This is a genomic window from Streptomyces sp. NPDC057002 (assembly GCF_042673825.1).
GTDB lineage: Bacteria > Actinomycetota > Actinomycetes > Streptomycetales > Streptomycetaceae > Streptomyces.
In genome coordinates, this window is sequence record NZ_JBHURZ010000003.1 from 675,726 (window position 1) to 690,408 (window position 14,683).

Below are 14,683 nucleotides of genomic sequence, written 5' to 3' on the forward strand. Positions count from 1 at the left end.
CGTCAGGAGAATGCAGCCGGTTCGATTCCGGCGCGGGGCGCTCTTTTCATATTCGGCACCAATTCGAGGGGAAAAGCATGGACGTCAGGCAGAAGCTGAGCGCGCAGGAACTGTTGAAGCTGGTCGACTGGGTGACCGGCGGCGACTACACGCTCGGCCCGGACATCGTGGACGGCAGCGGCGTGCCGATCGGTTGCCTGCCCGCCTTCGACGCCTACGAGGAGGTGGAGGAGGGTGCCTGGCCGCAGAGGGACGAGGAGGACGGCATCGACTACGTCGCCATGGTCGCCTTCCAGGAGAACGGCGACAAGGTGTACGAGGCCATCGAGGAGCACGGCGAGGACGTCGTCCGCATGGCCGCGAAGCTGATGGACGAGCAGAACGTCGGAGCGGTGCACATCTCGGACCTGGTCGAGTTCATCAAGCTCAACTACAAGCAGCAGTGGGACAGTCCGGGCGAGTTCGCCAAGCAGCACATGCGGGACTACGAGGGCGGCGCCTGGGACGCCAAGACGCTCGACGAGCTGAACGACTGGGTCGACTGGGAGGGCTACGCCGACAGCCCGAACATGTCCGACTTCGTGTTCCTCAAGCCGGAGGGACTGGACGAGGACCGGATCGGCCCGGTGTACGTCTTCGACGCCGACCCGGAGATCCCGGAGAAGTGATGGCGACTGCTGTACGGCGCAAGCCGTGGATACACACCTGGACCGACGAGGACGGAATCCAGCGGCAGGCGAAAATCCACTACACCCGCGATGACCGCACGGTGGTGTGGTCCCCGCGCTACCTGGGCGACGAGGAGCCGTGGTTCGACGGCGACTACGAGCTGAGTAATCCGGCTGCCTATTTCGGCGACGAGGAGTTGGTGACCCTCGGCGACCCCAACGACCCGTGGTTCGGCCTGATTGACCCCGATGAGGATGAGGAGTTCGACTGATGGAAACCGTAAAGGCGTCTGATGCCCTGGGCCTGGCCCAGCGGGAGGAGCGGGCCGGCCGCTCGGGCGTCGTGCTGTTCGGCGGCCGGGGCACCCGCAAGGCCCCGCTGAAGAACCCGGTCCGGGTGACCGTCGAGCAGGCCACCGACGCCAAGGGTGTGCTGCTGCTCAAGGGCGAGGACGGCAAGCTCGTCGACCGCGTGAAGACCGGCACGGAGGTGTACGTCGTCCCTGCCCCGCCGGAGTTCGTCAAGATCCGCAGCCTGGCCGAGCTGCTCGCCCTGTCCCGGGCCGGTGTCCCGGTCGGTGCGCACGATGCCGACGAGGATGGCGTGACCTTCGAGTGGGTCGACGGCCGGGCGGCCGGGCATGGCTTCTGGCCGGAGAAGGAGGCCGGGAAGGAGCCGTACGGGTCGATCCTGGAGGCACACATCCTGGTCAAGCAGCACGGCGTCGAGGTCGCTGCGGTCAACGCGGCCTGGCTGATGAACGCTGCCCTCGACGCGGCCGTGGCCGAGGAGGACAAGCAGAAGGGGGAGACGGCGTGATCAGTGTGCTGGACGGCATGAACTTCAGCGCCAGGGACTGGCAGGACGCCTACGGGGCCGCCGAGGAGAACGGGTTCGACGAGATCGACGCCCGTGAGAACGGCGGAGAACTGGCCGCCGTGGTGGCCAGCTTCTACACGCACGACAAGGTCGGCCAGGACGAGGGAATCCTGTACGCCGCGATTCAGGTGCTGAGCCAGAAGACGACGGAGTGGGTTCCGGAGTACCTGGAGACAGTGCTGAACTCCTACGACGGTGAGTCGGAGGACGATCTGAAGAAGGTCGCCACCGACTACATCGAGGAGCAGTGGCCCGGCTTCCCGGTCGGGACGGTCCCCGACCTGGAGTCGTTCGCCAGGACGTACGCCATTCCGGAGTCTCGGGTGTTCAGCCCTTCACAGCCGGGCGGTACGCTCCACTACTTCGACACGAACAAGTGGTGATCCGGGGGGAGTAAGTCCGGGACGCCACAGAAATTTCGCGGGCGGCTCATCCGAAAGGGTGGGTCGCCTTTTTTCATGCCCAAAAAAAGGGGGGGTGGCCGGCTTGGAGAACTGGTGCAAGGAATGCGACGGCCCGTGTGAGTGCCACGACCCCAACGCGCCAGAGCCCGAGCCGCAGGGCCTGGAACTGACGGGTGAAGCCCTGGTGGCCTACCTCGACAGCCTCACCGAGGAACAGCGACAGGAAATCGCCGGACCGTGGCCGGTCCGCTGGCTGTACCCCCGCAAGCCGGGTGAGCCCAAGCGTGTGATCAACGTGTGCGGCGGCTGCGGCGGGGGCTGCGCCGGCCTGCGGCTGGTGCTGGGCATCGAGCTGGACATGGTCTGCGTCGACACATCCAAGGACGCCACCACGACGGCACGGGCCGCCGGGTGCAACGCGATCCACATGCGAGCGCAGGACGTCGACCCGCGCCACCTGGCGCTCAGGGAGACCTCGTACGCGGTCTACACGATGCCGTGCCCCGACTACTCCCAGGCCGGTAAGCGCGAGGGACTCAAGCCGGAGAACATCAACATCCTGTGCAACGTCATGACGGACGTGGCGGAGGCGTTCGGGAACGTCTGGCGTGCGGGAGGCGCGCATGGCGATGTCACCACCGCCGTATTCGGCCGGGACTCCGGCATTCCCGTCGAGGAAATGTGGGGGTGGCTGGAGGAGGACGGCATGGGGGGCAAGACGGCCGGCCTGATGCTGGCGCCGGTCCTGGTCTCCGTGGGGCTGCTGCGCTCCGGTGCTCCTCTGGAAGGTGTGCTGATCGAGCAGGCGTGGACGCTGCCGGAGGAGATCCGGTTCGCCATCGGCATGGAGCTGACGGTGGACGGGTGGCTCGATGTCCGCTGGGACGTCTTGGACGCGGGTGACTTCGGAAGCCCGTCGGCCAGGCGCAGGGCGATCATGGTGGGGTCTCGCGACCACGAGCTGGAGCCGGTCAAGGCGCCCGGCGTCACCACGTGGGCGTCGGACGCAATCGGCTGGGACCCCGAGACCTGGATCAACACTCGTGGTGTCCGAAAGACCAGCGGCGGCAACGAGTTCAAGCTGGGCCGCGTCATGCCGGGCGTCACGTCGAAGATCCGTGGCTGGTACGACGCGGCCGACTCCGAGCACCGCTTCACCATCCAAGAGGTGTGCCTGCTGGTCGGTCTGCCCGCCGACTACCCCGTGGTCGGGTCACGTTCCTCGCAATGCCAGCAGCTCGGCGACATTTTCTCCCCGCTCGTCTCAGCGGCTGTGTGGGGCGCCCTGCTGGGCATCAACTGGCTGCCGTACCTGCTTCGTTACCTAGCGGAGCGGTACCCCCAGGTGCACCGATTCGAGCTAGCAAGAATCCAGCACGCACCACAAATCCTCGCGGCCTGAACGACCACCGGCCCCCTCGAATGGCCGACGCCGTAATCCGCCTTATGCGGGTTCACTGAAAGCTGGCTCCCGCGATTCCGGTGCGGGGCCGGTCCCATTTTTCTGCCCACGTAGCGAGGAGCTATTCGATGACGAACACCGAAAATAACGACGACAAGACCTGGGTTGTCGACGCGACGATCAGGAGCCCCGAGTCTGCCGAGGAACTGGCCGACTACATCGGCAAGCACCTGGTCGCGATCCCGTTCAGCCGCGAGGGAGACACGGTCGGCGGACAGCTCGTTGCCCTGGACCCCGAAGCCAAGACCGCATCGCTGCGCCGGTACGACAACGACTTCCTCAACGTCGTCCCCTGGCTCGGCACCGAATTCCGGCACGCGGCCTGCATCGACAACCCCTTCAAGAACCTGAAGGTCGGGTCCAAGCGCCGGTTCGAGTGGTTCCTGGACATCGAGGGCCGCGAGACGCGTATCCCGCGCACGCTGGTCGGCACCGTCGACGATGTCACGCCGGAAAAGGTGCTCCTGTGGGTGCGTGACGAGGCGTACACCGGCGGCGGCTGGTGGGCCCCGGTCAAGGCCGAAGACGCCGACCGGCACTCGCTGCGCGCAGTGAACCTCAAGCAGCCCAGCGAATAAACAATTCCGTCACTCGAATGGGTGACCTGACCAATTTCCGTGGCGCTCGTTGAGCAATGAGTGCCAGCGTCGCCGACCAGTCATATAAGGAGCCCACCATGGCGATCGTCCACGAGGGATGTCTGAAGTGCCCCCGCTGCCGCGAGTACGTCGTCGAGGCCGACCCCGATGATTTCCCCGACGGACTGCCCGAGGACGGCGAGTCGCCCACGGCCTGTAGCGAGTGCGAGCCCCACGTCGAGGCCCAGAAGCAGGCCAGGCTCCGCACGATCGTCGCCGACTGGCAGACCGTCACCGACGACGAGGGCTGCACCATCTCCCCGGACATGCTGCCCGTCGTGATCACCGTCCCGGCGACCAGCCGTGATCAAGCGCTCCAGGCCGCCGCCGACAAGCTCCAGAAGCACTTCGGCCCGAGCGTCGAGGCACTCTACGAGACGGCGATCGAGCGGGACTGGTGGTTCGGCTTCAACGACACCGACCCCCTGCTTCGCCCCTCCGCAATCTTCGTCGGTGAGCCGGAGCTGGACCACGACGACTCCATGACCACCGTCCTTCGCTGACCTCGGCCCGAAAGGACCCGCGCCATGAAATTCGTCGTTCCCGCGTCTGACGAGATGTACCGCAAGTCCGACACCGCCTACTCGTGGACCGACGCCGGGGAAATCCTCAGCATCGGCACGGACAGCACGTTCGTCGGTATTTCCTCGGGTCGGCACACCACCCGGGGCAAGGTCGTCGACCTGAACACCGCCCGCGAAGACGTGACCGAGAAGGTCATCGAGCTGCTGACAAGGCAGGGCTGGTACGACCCCCACCGCGAGACCCAGAGCACCGAGTGCCAAAAGCGCATGCGCGAGCCCTTCGGCCTGGCCCGGGGCTTCAACGTCGGCGTCGCGCTGGAGATCCACGAAGGCCGACCCCGGCTGCACCAACCCGAAGCATGACCTCTCGGCCGCTTCCGTCCGCCCCCTCGGGGGCGTGGCGGTCTTTGCCGAGCACCCGCCATTCCCACACCCCGAGAAGGGATTTCCCGTGACCGCGCTCTCTACCGCCGCCGCGCAGATCAACGTACCGCCCGCAACCGGGTGGCTGACCGACCTGGACGAGGAGCAGTTGCCGAAGCTGGTCGGCGCCATGGTGAACGTGACCTCCGGCGCCCGGACCGCCACCGGCCTGATCACCGACATCGAGAACGGCGTCGCCCACATCTACCGCACCGACGAAGCCGACCCTCTCGAATTCCCGGTGATCTCCACCCTCTACCAGCGTGTCCCCGGCACGTCGATGCGGCCGGCGCTCGCCCGCGCCCTGGCCTACCAGCGCTCCTGGGACGAGCAGCGCGAGGAGCTGACGGACGACGACGGCAACGCGCTCAACCAGTACGACTACGACAAGGCGCTCGGCGAGTGGGAATGGGGTCTGTCCGACGTCTACGACGACCTGATCAGCGAGGCCGCCCTGCTGCTGTTCGCCCCGCTCACCGAGTCCGCGAAGGCGGCGGGCTGATGCGGCGGTTCCTGTACGTGTACGCCGACCTCAAGGGCAGCGACACCGACATGACGCCCGGGGTCGAAAACGGCCGCTTCTACGTCGGCAAGATCCTCACGGACCGCGACGCCATAGCCGACCTCGCGCCGCTCTTCCTCGGAGCCAGGTACGACGGCCGGCGCATCACCCGCATCGAAGTCGGCAGGCCCGACGAGGGCGCCGCTCTCGACACCGTCCACTCCCTCACCACCACCTATCCCAACAACCAGGAGGCATCCTCGTGAGCGACAAGGACCAGAAGGACTCCGCTCCCAAGTTCCAGCCGCCGTACGGCGGCGCAATCGTCCACATCACCAACCCCCACCAGCACCACGGCTACCGGCACATGGTCGCCTGGTGCGTCTCCCTCGGAGCGACCAGCCGCGAATACATCCTCGGCGAGATCGAGAAGGCGAAGAAGGCGGAGGCCGACGCCGAAACGATCTACCAGGTGCACAAGGAATCAGAGCACCGCCCCGGCGAGTGGATCACCGTGGCGGACCTCCGGCTGAGCAACCCGGAGGCAGCCGACCAGGTCCAGCGCTACGTGGACGCCATGGTCGACTACGAGGAGAGGATGGCCGCGTACCACAAGCGGCCGACGCCGCCGCGCCAGAACTCCTACACCCTGACCTTCCCCGCCTCGGTGTCCGTGGTCGTCCAGGCCCCCACGCTCGCCGCCGCCTACGCCGCGCTCACCCCGCGCGAGGACACCTCCGGCCACGAGATCAAGCAGGCGGACCCGCACATCCCCGGCACCATGCGCATCGAGCTGGACCGCGCGCACGGCACCCTGATCGCCACGGACGATCCGAAGCACCAGCAGCCGCCGGCGGAGCGCAGGGCGCCGCTGTCCGTATGATCACCTTCAGGCCCGGCCGCTTCGCGACTCCCATTCGCTGAGCGGCCGGGCCTTCGTCGTACCCACTCCCGATGTCACAGCCCGATGGAAGGATGCCCCGTATGGACACCACGCCCGAGAACCCCGACGACCGCCAGGTCATCGAGATGTCCTTCTACACCGAGAAGGACACCCGCTACCCGCTCGCCTTCTACGCCATCGCCGTACACCTCGGCATCATCGAGTACACCGAGGACAACGCGGCCGAGTGCCTGCGCCGGGCCAAGGCGTTCTTCCAGATCTACGAGGACGCCGGCCAGCACATGCTGACTCACGCGGACGGCACCCCGCTGCTGGTCGCGGACATCGACGAGGGCTTCATCCGCCACCACCTGGGCCAGAGGGTCGAGTTCGGCTTCCGCTCGCCGGAGGACTTCGACGAGCACATGCGGAACCTGAAGGCCAGCGTGACCGGCGTGCCGCGTGTCTCCTACCGCCGCATCCGCTGCCACCGCCTGCGCCTGGACACGCCCTTCATGATCTACCAGGAGATCGACGACCAGTACCGCGCCGAGAAGCGCCGGGTCGAGATGCTCTCCGACGGGCAGATGCTGTGGCGCGAGGACGGCTACCACGGCGAAGGGACGGCCAACTCCGCCCCGGAGTACGTCGACTATGAGGACGTCCCCGGCATCGGGATCATCAACGACCGCTCCGGCTACCGCGCCGAGGAGATGACGGCCGAGGAGTTCGAGCGGCTGTGGGAGCGCGCCACGAGTGACACCTGCGGCTGGGTGATGGAGCTGCACGACCAGGGCCTGACCGGGCTGCCGGGCGCGGAGGCCGTGTACTGCACGAAGGAGCACGGCGAGGAGGAAGCCTTCTGCGCCGAGCACCAGGAGATGGCCCGCCGCATGTTCCCGCGTCTGTTCTGGGTCGCGTAGGTTCGCCGGGGCAAGGACGCAACAGCAACCGGAGGACCGGATGAAGGTCAAGATCGTCAGCTCGGCGGAGTTGGCCGCGAACCCGTGGGGGGCGGTGCATCACTTCCCCTCGGACCCCACTCCCGAGGGCGAGCGTCTGGTGCGTGCCTTCGGGCTCGTCTCGCAGATGCGTGAAGCACATCCGGAGGAAGCCTCCGAAAAGAACTGGGACGAGGCCGAAGCGCTTTTCCGTGAGCTGGCGGAGAAGCGCTCGCGGCAGTTCCGTACCGGCACGGTGGAGCAGCGCGCGAAGCGGGATGCGGATGTGGCGCTTTTCCGTAAGGCGGGTCTGCTTCCACCGCGTGCCGACGAGAAGGCCGCCGGCTGACGGTTTCGCCAGCCCATCACTCGAACGGGTGACCCCGAGAGAGGGTGGGCTGGAGTGTTTGCCAGCCGAAAGTACACCGCCCGCCGGGCGACCAGGTCATCGGTGAATATAGAAATGGAGTGCGAATTTGCCTGAGTCCCGCGCCCGTATGGTCTACACGGATGAGAACGGCGCGAAGCACCAGTTCTACGTGAGCGGCATCAAGCGCCTTCAGTACGTGGCCGAAAATGCCAAACCCGGAAAGCCGGTCGGACGCTTCAAGCATGCCGTCGGGAGCTGGAAGGTCCACGAGGTCCGGGCCTTCGACGAGGCCGAGCTGTGGACGGTCAACTGGTGCGAGCCGTACGACGATGCCCGCGAGGGCGCCTGGGCGATCACGGGGCTCACCGAGAAGGGCCGCAACGTACTCGCCGAGTGGAACCGCCGCAAAGAGCAGAAGGAGAACAACGCATGAGCCAGCTCAAGAGGCCCCGCTGGACGCTGGTCCAGCACTCCAAGTACGCCGCCCACCAGGACCCCGCCTTCGCGAACGCCGTGGAGCCGGCCGGCCTCACCACCCACCAGCAGCTCGGCGAGGTGGTCGACGCCGGCGGCCTGCTCTTCGACGACATGGGGAAGGCCGAGGATGCCTCCGATGCCGTCTGCGAACCTGCGATGGACCGTGCCCTCTTCGGAGTACCGCAGCAGGAAAGCGCCAGCCCCGCACCGCTGCAATTTCACGAAACCCTGACCATCGGCGGACGAGCCCTCTACGTACCCCCCAACGGCGGCACGGCGAGTTAACAGCCCCGTCACACGAACGGCGTACCGAACGAGCCAGGCAGCGCCCCCCGCCCCGCAGTGCCTGGACGGCCGAAAGCAAGGCCCCAACTCGCCATCAATGCAAGGGACTCGTCCAGAGGCATGCGCCCTCCATGCGCCCCGCGTATGCGCCCGGCGGAGTAGCGAAACTCGCAACCGGTTGGCAGAAATGCGTCCACCCAATCGGCTGGCAAAACAACTTCGGCTACCCCGCTTTGGGGGCTTCACACGCCTGGCCCCGCTACAGTTCTGGCGACCACGTTAAATCGCATGGAGGAACAGCCATGGCGCAGCGCACCGTCGTATACCTCACAGACGATCTCGACGGCAGTGAAGCCAAGGAGACCGTCACCTTCGCCCTCGATGGCAAGGCGTACGAGATCGACCTGAGCGAAGGCAACGCCAACAAGATGCGGGCAACCCTCGACCCGTTCATCAGGGGGGGCCGCCGAGCAGGGACGAACAACCTACGAGCCAAGGGCCTGACCGTCACCACAGCAGGCCGCGTCTCCTTCAGCCAGGACGACTCCGCGAAGGTCCGCGCCTGGGCCCAGAAGTACGGTGTGCCGGTCAACGAGCGAGGCCGCGTCGCCAGCAACATCCGTGAGGCGTACGAAGCCTTCACCAAGAGGAACGACCGCGAACCCCTCAATCAACTCCTGGCCAAGGAGAACATCGACCCCGAGGAAGCCGAGGCAGCAGCCAAGGCAGCAGAGGAAGCCTCTGCCGAGGCGGCAGCACCGAAAGTCGTGACCGCTGACGAACGTGACCGCCTCAAGGCCAGGCAGGTCCGCACCCTCAGCAAGGCCCAACTCAACCGCCTGCGCTCGGCGTTCGCCGACAAGGACGGCCTCTACATCTCAGACGGCAAGTCTCAAGACGCCACCTCCTGCGAAGCCCTCATCGACCGGGGCCTGTTCAGACTGATGGAGGAGAACACCTACGAGATCACTTCCGTAGGTCGCATCTGGTTCGAGGTGCACGGCATCAGCCCCGAAGCCTGACCAAATACGCACCACACGCTCAAAGCCCGCCGAACCCCCCACTCGGCGGGCTTTGGCATGCCCCCAACGGCCCCGTCAAAGCGGGGCCTCTCGCATTCACACCGAAGGGAAGAACCGTGGCCACGAAGAGGATCGTCCTCCTGCTCGATGACCTGGCAAACGATGGCGAGACGCTCGCCGACGAGACCGTGCCGTTCAGTCTCGACGGTGTCGACTACGAGATCGACCTCAGCAACGAAAACGCCCACCGACTCCGCGCCCGCCTCAAGGAGTTCAAGCAGGCGGGCCGCGTCGTCTCCAAGAGCCGCAAGCGGACCGCGCGGCCCATGACCCAGCCCGCCGGTGACGGAGCCACCCTCAGCCGACACCAGGGCGGCCAGGACCCCGCCGCCGTCCGTGCCTGGGCCGTGAACAAGGGCCTCCTGGAGGCCGGCGGACGCGGTCGGCTCTCCAGCCGCATCAAGGAGGCGTACGCCGCGAGCAAGTTCGACGACGACGGCCCGCTCAACGAGCTGCTCGCGGAGCTGAAGGAGCAGCCCGCCGCCGATGCCACGCCCACCCGCGAGGTCCAGCCCGAAGCCGAGGCTCAGCCCGGGGCCGGCGAGACGCTCGCGGACCTGGACGAGGCCGAGGCCAAGAAGCACTACGCACCGCTGGCCCGGCGCAGCGAGCGAGCGGCCGACGACGCGTACTGGAAGCGGCGTACCTCCGGTGAGCACAAGGTCGAGGACATGACCCTGGTCCAGCGGATCGAGATGCTCACCCCGTTCAACGTCAAGATCCTCGGCAAGCTCGCCGGCCACCTCAACCTCGACAAGGGCGGCAAGGTCAGCGGACTGAAAACCTCAGCGGCCAAGCTGGAAAACCTGGAGATGATCCAGGTCGACCCCGACAGCCCCCACGGCTTCAGCAGCACCCCGTTCGGCGACTACGCGTTCAAGCTGCACAGCATGGGTGAGTGAAGTGTGGCGGATGTGTGGAGCATGCTGAAAACCGCTTGCGCGCATGCTCCATCACCCGCCTAAACAACATTCACCCATTCGAGTGTCGATGAAAGCAATCGGGCAGGCACGTTCCAGCCACGGCCACATCCCAGCTATTTTGTGATCCACGCAATAGGGATCTCGGCAGGGAGTAAACGTGGAAGACGAGTTCATGCCGCCCACCGAAGAAGACGTGTACGCCTACATGGACGGCATCCCCACCAAGCTCCGCAGGTGCGCCGCCGCCCAGCACAACTGGCAACCACACGACTGGACGGGCTACCGAGCCAACGGCAAACCCCTGAAGGCAGGGGAAGACCCCAAGAAGGCAAGCAGCTTCGAAGTCACCGAAGTCTGCGGGGGAAACGCCGGCTGCGGCCTCAAGCGCCACTACACCTTCAGCGTCGTCGGAGACCGCGTCTACGACCGCAGCGGCTTCACCTACAGCGAGCGCAACGAGAACCTCACGAGCCCGCACGGCATCTCCACCACAGGCATCAGCGTGCGACGCGAAATGGCCAACGACAACATCTACCGTCGTATCCTCGGCCGCCGCATCCACCTCGCACCCGCAGGCCGCACCAAGAAAGTACTGTCCAGCGTAGGAGGCTCTTAATGGCACGCCAGCTTGTCCAGACCGCCGCTGTCCTGTGCGACTGGCACGCTGCCCTCCCCAACGCTGATCAGGTCATGGCCGACGCGCAGCGCATGGTCTCCAGCGGCAAGGAAATCGACCTCTGCGGCTTCTGCGCCCTCGTCTGGGATCTCGCCTTCCCGCGCCTGGAAGAACTCATCCAGATGATCCAGCCCGACGTCATCGAAGTCCTCATGCGATCGGCCCACCCGCTCAAGGACGACGCCGCTGACAAAGCGCCCGTGCAGCTCGCCATCAAGGAAACGGCTGCACTCGAACCCCCCGGGCCCGCGAAGAACAAGGCCAAGCCCGCCAGCAAGCAAAAAACGGGTGGCCGTCGAAACGGTGAATGGCAGCCAGACGTCGAACAGGTCCGCTGCCCCCTCCCACACCGCGCCGGCAGCCCGGACCCCTATTGGGTCAAACTCCGGGACCGAGGCAGCCACGCAAGAAGCAGCCATAACCTCCTCGGCCCGCAGGTCGCCTACGAACTCCCAGACACCGGCCAGCTCGGTGGAGAAACGATCGTGTTCGCGGCGAGGTGCTTCGAGCACAAGGTATGCGCCGAGACCGGCGGCTTCCCGTTCCTGGACGAGGCCGGCCTCAACTGCCACATCATCAAGTGCCGCAACTGGGAGAAGGCGTCCGAGGCCAAGGACGCCGCAGAAACAAGCGCGGCGCTTACACAGGCGCCAGCCGCGTAATACAGACACAGTGAAGGCCCCCATCCTCTCCCACGGAGATGGGGGCCTTCGCCGTGCCGGGACGCTTAAAGCCCCGGCCGAAGCCTGATCGTCCCCTGGAGGATTTGGCCGGGATCACGCGTAGGGCGACCCTGAGCGAGGTGCGCCTTCAACGCCTCGCGGTAGCCCGGCATGGCGGCCATTTTCTCCCAGCGTGAGGGCTCGATCCCCATCGCTGAGCCCCCGTACCAAAGCGCGAGATTCATCAGGCGCATGGCCTCGACGTCGTCCAGCAACCCCTCTGTCGGGCGACAGCCCCAGGGGCAAGCCATGGACTCGAAGACCCCCCAGATTCGACAGATCATTGGTCTGGCCTCATAGACCCGGCACACGAGCCGCGTTTGATCGAGAGCCGAACAGACGGTTGCTGCGTGTGTCCCGTCAGGCAGCGGAACAAGGCCCCCGGATTTCCACTCGATGCCTGTGCGGCGCAGGCGTTCCTTTTCGAGCGGGCTCAACTGAATATGCCCACCGCACGAGGACCAGCATTCGCCGACACACTTCACCTTCGGCAGTGACTGGTAAATCTCGTCGAGCGCTTTCGGGTCAGGCTCTCGCACGGGGCCGCCGGCGAGCGCGGTCACCACCGCCATCGCGTCGTCAAGTTTCATGCCTAGCAGGCTAAGTGAGCCCCCGTCGGATGGAAGTCACGTTCACCCGTTCGTGTGGTGGACTTAGTTACTCCATGGCTATGATCACGTCCCTAAGAACGGTGCTAGCCCCTCTTGGCGGGGGCACGGGGAGGGGTCATGGCGGCGGAGCTGTCACCGCTTGAGCTTCTGATGGAGAAGGACCGCGACAAGACCGCCGCGCAGCGCTTCGGGGAGCGCATGCGGCGGGTTCGGGTCGCTGAGGGCCGGGAGGCGCCGGAGGGGGCACCCGCAGAGTCCGAGGAGGCGGCCTCTGGGGTCGTCGTCGGTCGGCTGACCCCTCGGCTCGTGGCTCGCCTCGCGGAGGCACTGGGAGACGCTGACGATCTTGAAGCGGACATGATCCGCATCGCGTTCGACATCGCGCTGCCGGAGCAGCAGCCCGTCACCGCAGGTCAGGACAAGGGTGGCAAGATGCACTTCCTGGCGGATAGTCTGTCAATACGGACAATCGCCTCATGTCCTACACCAGCATGAGCCGGGAATTCGAGCACCTGGTCGAGGCGTTCGGTTATACGCTCGACGACCTGCAGTGGTTCTCAGTCAATGCGATGAAATCAGCGTTCATTCCTTTCGATGAACGACTGGCCATGATCAATGACGTGATCAAGCCGGGATACGCCGAGCTGAAATCCGAATGGCTGTTCCGGCAGACCGCTTCGACCAGCGGCTCTGTGGATTCGGGGAGCTGAGCCCGGGGGAATCGGCACACAGGGAATGCGGACGGTGTTCACAAGCCGTCCGCATTTCGATGTTTGCGGCGGGTGGTGCCGCGTGATTACGGTCGCCGCACCGCTCACACACCCCGTCATCCCATTGCGAGGACGCGTTTTCATGAAGCAGTCTGCTGCCAAGTCCCTCGGTGTCGCCGCTCTCGGTGCCGCCTTCGCCGCCACCGGTGCGGGCGCCGCCAACGCCGCCCCGGCCGTCCCGGACGCCACCCAGGCGCTGGGCGGCGTCACCCAGGCGCTCCCGGCGGAGCAGCTCTCCCAGACGCTGCCGGCGGGCTCGGGCGAGGCGGTGGGTCAGGGGCAGAGCCTGGCCGGTACCGGTCTCGCCGCGGCCCAGCCGGTCGCCGGGCAGCTGCTCGCCAAGGGCCCGAACGGCCCGGCCCCCAAGCTGCTCGGCGGGCTCCCGGTGAACGGCATTCCCCTCGCCTGACCCTCCCGCCCGTGCGGACGCACACGCCGATGGGGCGCACCCCTGGACACAGGGTGCGCCCCATCGGCGTTTCCGCGGCGGGCGGTCACCAGGCCGTCTGGGCCTTGTTCCGCACCTTGTCCTCCGAGGGCAGCACGATCCACAGCGCGATGTACAGCAGGAACTGCGGGCCGGGCAGCAGGCACGAGACCAGGAAGATCACCCGCATCGTCGTGGTGGAGGTGCCGAAGCGCCGTGCCAGCGCGGCGCACACTCCGCCGATCATGCGGCCGTTGGTGGGGCGGGCGAGGCGGGACATGTGCGACTCCTTCAGCGTCGGTGTGCGAGGTCTCTCGTCCGAGTACCCCATCTGCACTCCACGCTACGGAGACGAAGGGGGCAAAGCGTCGCTCCACGGGGCGATCCCGACCCTGGGAATCGTCGGGGTCCGACCCTGAGCCGGCTCCTCCGGGGCCAGGGGCGCCCGGGTCAGGGGCGCGGCGGCGCGGCGGCGCAGCCAGGCGCGGCCCGCGGGGACGAGCGCCAGGTGCGCGAGGCCCACGCCCGCGGTGTTCAGGAACAGCGAGTCGACATCCACGACCTGACCGGGCACGCCGGTCTGCAACAGCTCGATGCCAAGCGACAGCAGCGCACCGGCCGCGACGGTGCGCAGCAGGGACGCCAGCGGCGAGACCACCAGCCTGCCGCCCACCATCGGCAGCAGCACGCCCAGCGGGGCGAGCAGGGCCAGCTTCTCGCCGATGTGACGGGCCGCCTCGGGCCAGCCCAGGGCGAGATCGGCCCGGATCCCGGCGAACGGCCGCAGATTGGCGGGCATCACCCAGGGCACCTCCAGCGGCCGCAGCGTGAACCAGGCGACGAACGCGAGGTGTGCGACGAGGAGGACACCTCCCGTCACACGGATGCGGAACTCGGCGCTGCCGCCGATGGAGCCTTGACGCTGCACGCCCCCCTAGACGCGGCCTCCGGCAGGATCGGTTCCGGGATGCCCCCAGGGAGGCCTGTGAGGCGTGCGCCACAGCCCGGCGGAACC

General features: G+C 66.7%; 23 protein-coding genes and 2 pseudogenes. 22 read left to right on the forward strand and 3 right to left on the reverse strand.

The window, feature by feature from the left end; all coding sequences use genetic code 11:
• The first annotated feature begins 77 nt into the window (after positions 1-77).
• The 19 genes and pseudogenes from ACFT32_RS17845 to ACFT32_RS17935 all read left to right on the forward strand — a co-directional run bounded on the left by ACFT32_RS17845 (position 78) and on the right by ACFT32_RS17935 (position 11,800).
• Positions 78-668 (forward strand): hypothetical protein, encoded by a 591-nt coding sequence (locus ACFT32_RS17845; RefSeq protein WP_382489964.1) that lies wholly within the window; start codon positions 78-80, stop codon positions 666-668.
• The gene (locus ACFT32_RS17850) at positions 668-940 is read left to right on the forward strand and encodes a hypothetical protein (protein ID WP_382489966.1); all 273 of its coding nucleotides are present in this window, start codon (positions 668-670) and stop codon (positions 938-940) included. The genes ACFT32_RS17845 and ACFT32_RS17850 overlap by 1 nt, the downstream gene beginning before the upstream one ends.
• Positions 940-1,488, forward strand: a complete 549-nt coding sequence (locus tag ACFT32_RS17855; protein ID WP_382489968.1) for a hypothetical protein — start codon at positions 940-942, stop codon at positions 1,486-1,488. The genes ACFT32_RS17850 and ACFT32_RS17855 overlap by 1 nt, the downstream gene beginning before the upstream one ends.
• Complete coding sequence (locus tag ACFT32_RS17860; RefSeq protein ID WP_382489970.1) at positions 1,485-1,931, forward strand: hypothetical protein; 447 nt, start codon at positions 1,485-1,487, stop codon at positions 1,929-1,931. Before ACFT32_RS17855 ends, ACFT32_RS17860 begins: the two co-directional genes overlap by 4 nt.
• A gap of 94 nt (positions 1,932-2,025) precedes the next feature.
• Positions 2,026-3,354 carry a hypothetical protein gene (locus ACFT32_RS17865; RefSeq protein WP_382489972.1) on the forward strand — a complete coding sequence of 443 codons (1,329 nt, stop codon included), beginning with the start codon at positions 2,026-2,028 and terminating at the stop codon, positions 3,352-3,354.
• A gap of 128 nt (positions 3,355-3,482) precedes the next feature.
• Positions 3,483-3,992, forward strand: coding sequence for a hypothetical protein (locus ACFT32_RS17870; protein WP_382489974.1), 510 nt, complete (start codon positions 3,483-3,485; stop codon positions 3,990-3,992).
• A gap of 98 nt (positions 3,993-4,090) precedes the next feature.
• Positions 4,091-4,555, forward strand: a complete 465-nt coding sequence (locus ACFT32_RS17875) for a hypothetical protein (RefSeq protein WP_382489976.1) — start codon at positions 4,091-4,093, stop codon at positions 4,553-4,555.
• A gap of 24 nt (positions 4,556-4,579) precedes the next feature.
• Positions 4,580-4,939 (forward strand): hypothetical protein, encoded by a 360-nt coding sequence (locus ACFT32_RS17880; protein WP_382489978.1) that lies wholly within the window; start codon positions 4,580-4,582, stop codon positions 4,937-4,939.
• 88 nt (positions 4,940-5,027) lie between these two features.
• Positions 5,028-5,501, forward strand: a complete 474-nt coding sequence (locus tag ACFT32_RS17885) for a hypothetical protein (RefSeq protein ID WP_382489980.1) — start codon at positions 5,028-5,030, stop codon at positions 5,499-5,501.
• Positions 5,501-5,767, forward strand: a complete 267-nt coding sequence (locus ACFT32_RS17890; protein ID WP_382489982.1) for a hypothetical protein — start codon at positions 5,501-5,503, stop codon at positions 5,765-5,767. The genes ACFT32_RS17885 and ACFT32_RS17890 overlap by 1 nt, the downstream gene beginning before the upstream one ends.
• The gene (locus ACFT32_RS17895) at positions 5,764-6,384 is read left to right on the forward strand and encodes a hypothetical protein (RefSeq protein WP_382489984.1); all 621 of its coding nucleotides are present in this window, start codon (positions 5,764-5,766) and stop codon (positions 6,382-6,384) included. Before ACFT32_RS17890 ends, ACFT32_RS17895 begins: the two co-directional genes overlap by 4 nt.
• Before the next feature lie 101 nt (positions 6,385-6,485).
• The gene (locus tag ACFT32_RS17900) at positions 6,486-7,307 is read left to right on the forward strand and encodes a DUF6881 domain-containing protein (RefSeq protein WP_382489986.1); all 822 of its coding nucleotides are present in this window, start codon (positions 6,486-6,488) and stop codon (positions 7,305-7,307) included.
• Between the two features lie 40 nt (positions 7,308-7,347).
• Entirely contained in the window at positions 7,348-7,674 is a 327-nt protein-coding gene (locus ACFT32_RS17905; protein ID WP_382489988.1) for a hypothetical protein, read from the forward strand.
• 127 nt (positions 7,675-7,801) lie between these two features.
• Positions 7,802-8,128, forward strand: a complete 327-nt coding sequence (locus ACFT32_RS17910) for a hypothetical protein (protein ID WP_382489990.1) — start codon at positions 7,802-7,804, stop codon at positions 8,126-8,128.
• Positions 8,125-8,457, forward strand: a complete 333-nt coding sequence (locus ACFT32_RS17915) for a hypothetical protein (protein WP_382489992.1) — start codon at positions 8,125-8,127, stop codon at positions 8,455-8,457. Before ACFT32_RS17910 ends, ACFT32_RS17915 begins: the two co-directional genes overlap by 4 nt.
• A 302-nt stretch (positions 8,458-8,759) precedes the next feature.
• A pseudogene (locus tag ACFT32_RS17920) lies at positions 8,760-9,092 on the forward strand (Lsr2 family protein); the annotation flags it as partial.
• A 503-nt stretch (positions 9,093-9,595) separates the two neighbouring features.
• A complete protein-coding gene (locus tag ACFT32_RS17925) occupies positions 9,596-10,441 on the forward strand; it encodes an Lsr2 family protein (protein WP_382489993.1) in 846 nt (281 codons plus the stop codon).
• A 178-nt stretch (positions 10,442-10,619) separates the two neighbouring features.
• Positions 10,620-11,078, forward strand: a complete 459-nt coding sequence (locus ACFT32_RS17930) for a hypothetical protein (RefSeq protein ID WP_382489995.1) — start codon at positions 10,620-10,622, stop codon at positions 11,076-11,078.
• The gene (locus ACFT32_RS17935) at positions 11,078-11,800 is read left to right on the forward strand and encodes a hypothetical protein (RefSeq protein WP_382489997.1); all 723 of its coding nucleotides are present in this window, start codon (positions 11,078-11,080) and stop codon (positions 11,798-11,800) included. Before ACFT32_RS17930 ends, ACFT32_RS17935 begins: the two co-directional genes overlap by 1 nt.
• A 65-nt stretch (positions 11,801-11,865) precedes the next feature.
• Here the strand turns inward: ACFT32_RS17935 and ACFT32_RS17940 are convergent, their stop codons facing one another.
• On the reverse strand, positions 11,866-12,450 hold the full coding sequence (locus tag ACFT32_RS17940) for a hypothetical protein (protein WP_382489999.1): 585 nt from the start codon (positions 12,448-12,450) through the stop codon (positions 11,866-11,868).
• Between the two features lie 138 nt (positions 12,451-12,588).
• Between ACFT32_RS17940 and ACFT32_RS17945 the strand changes: the two genes are divergently transcribed.
• The 3 genes and pseudogenes from ACFT32_RS17945 to ACFT32_RS17955 all read left to right on the forward strand — a co-directional run bounded on the left by ACFT32_RS17945 (position 12,589) and on the right by ACFT32_RS17955 (position 13,650).
• Entirely contained in the window at positions 12,589-12,966 is a 378-nt protein-coding gene (locus ACFT32_RS17945; RefSeq protein ID WP_382490001.1) for a hypothetical protein, read from the forward strand.
• A pseudogene (locus ACFT32_RS17950) lies at positions 12,924-13,181 on the forward strand (adenosine deaminase); the annotation flags it as partial. The gene ACFT32_RS17945 and the pseudogene ACFT32_RS17950, both read left to right, overlap by 43 nt.
• A gap of 142 nt (positions 13,182-13,323) precedes the next feature.
• Positions 13,324-13,650, forward strand: a complete 327-nt coding sequence (locus tag ACFT32_RS17955) for an ATP-binding protein (RefSeq protein ID WP_382490002.1) — start codon at positions 13,324-13,326, stop codon at positions 13,648-13,650.
• An 85-nt stretch (positions 13,651-13,735) separates the two neighbouring features.
• On the opposite strand, the gene ACFT32_RS17960 is transcribed toward ACFT32_RS17955, so the two are convergent.
• Together ACFT32_RS17960 and ACFT32_RS17965 are read right to left on the reverse strand one after the other, a co-directional pair.
• Positions 13,736-13,948 (reverse strand): PspC domain-containing protein, encoded by a 213-nt coding sequence (locus tag ACFT32_RS17960; protein WP_193481686.1) that lies wholly within the window; start codon positions 13,946-13,948, stop codon positions 13,736-13,738.
• Between the two features lie 63 nt (positions 13,949-14,011).
• Positions 14,012-14,596, reverse strand: a complete 585-nt coding sequence (locus ACFT32_RS17965; RefSeq protein WP_382490004.1) for a VanZ family protein — start codon at positions 14,594-14,596, stop codon at positions 14,012-14,014.
• Positions 14,597-14,683: the final 87 nt, after the last annotated feature.